This window comes from Paenibacillus alba, assembly GCF_013204855.1.
Classification (GTDB): Bacteria; Bacillota; Bacilli; order Paenibacillales; family NBRC-103111; genus Paenibacillus_E; species Paenibacillus_E alba.
The window spans coordinates 1-730 of sequence record NZ_JABMKZ010000106.1 but is presented as its reverse complement, the minus strand read 5'-3'; the positions used below and the strand labels follow the sequence as shown (position 1 = coordinate 730).

Annotated in this window: 1 protein-coding gene and 1 pseudogene; both read right to left on the bottom strand. The window is 46.3% G+C overall.

The window, feature by feature from the left end; genetic code table 11:
* Nucleotides 1-554, bottom strand: a pseudogene (locus HQN90_RS38110) (IS3 family transposase); the annotation flags it as partial.
* Nucleotides 545-730 (bottom strand): transposase (locus HQN90_RS38420; protein WP_420851121.1); only part of this gene is annotated, 186 nt, incomplete at its 5' end. The pseudogene HQN90_RS38110 and the gene HQN90_RS38420, both read right to left, overlap by 10 nt.

Genomic DNA, 730 nt, shown 5'->3' with positions numbered 1-730 from the left:
GCTTCGTATGCTTGATTTAAGGCGTCTAGCGTCAGTTCCACGGTCATGCGATTGCCAAGCTGCCAGCCAACGATTTTGCGGGTAAACAAGTCAAGAACGCTTGCTAAATAGAGGTTTCCTTGACGCGTAGGGATGTACGTGATGTCGGTAACCCATACTTGATTCGGTCTTGTACACACATCAAAATGCTGATTTAACCAGTTTGGCGCAATCGGGTGGCTGTGATTGGAATCCGTTGTTTGCACCTTGAATTTCCCTATAGCTTGTGAGCGTAAGCCCTTCTCTTTCATGATGCGTCCAACCGTTTTGACAGCGACTTTGATACCTTTCTTTCTCAGTTCCTCTGTGATTTTCGGACTTCCGTAATTCCGATCCGATTCCAAGTACTCCTTTTCCACCTCTTTAGCCAACGCTTCGCGGTGCTTTTTCCGCTCACTTGGGGGTGTGGTTCGCCATTTATAATAGCCGCTCTTGGATACACCTAGTACGCTGCACATCTTCTCAACTCGAAATGTTGAACGGTGGTCATCAATGAACTTGAATCTCACTTCGGGTCTTTGCTGAAGATGTGCAACGCCTTTTTTAAGATAGCTAGTTCTTCCTCTAGGTCTTTGTTGCGTTGCTCCAAGTCTTTCACAATCTGATCATGGCTACGAAGATTCCCACTACCAACAAAGGGCTCATCTGGAAATTGGCGATATTTACTGACCCAACTGCTCAATGTCTTCGC